Below are 485 nucleotides of genomic sequence, written 5' to 3'. Positions count from 1 at the left end.
CGATACTCCATGAAGAACTCAGGGAAGAACACGCACGCCGCCCTGTCGGAACTGGTTTCATGTTTCCCCCAAAACGCCGCCCTGCTGGCCGGCTTAGGTCGCGCTGCTGCGCTCCAAGCTTTACCGCTTCGCCTGCTGGCTTCGCTAAATTGCGGATTGGAAAATTTTGAAATAAGAACCCCTATCGGGCTGTTATCTGATTATGGTTATTTTGACATAGTTGTATCATCTTAAAAACAAGCATACAATCTGCAAATCTTAGACAAAGCAAAACCCCCGCCAAACGCCAATCTGCACGGGGGTTTCGAGATGCAACATGAGCCAATTATACACCCAACCCGACCTCTTCTTGCAAGAACGTATCCCACACAAGCCATACTGCAAAGATTTCAAAGAAGCGCCTATGCTGGTGCGCTCTTACGCTGCCGCCATCAAACGCCGCTACATCCAAGTCAATCCGCCGCATCTGCGTGTGTTTATGCTCT

Annotated in this window: 1 protein-coding gene; it reads left to right on the top strand. The window is 49.9% G+C overall.

All coding sequences use genetic code 11. The features are described from left to right. Window positions 1-234: hypothetical protein (locus HU147_RS19155; protein ID WP_224077665.1), on the top strand; the 234-nt coding region annotated here is incomplete at its 5' end. Window positions 235-485: the final 251 nt, after the last annotated feature.

The sequence above is a fragment of the Planococcus chinensis genome (assembly GCF_020071995.1).
GTDB lineage: Bacteria > Bacillota > Bacilli > Bacillales_A > Planococcaceae > Planococcus > Planococcus chinensis_A.
This window is presented reverse-complemented; position numbering and strand designations above follow the sequence as displayed.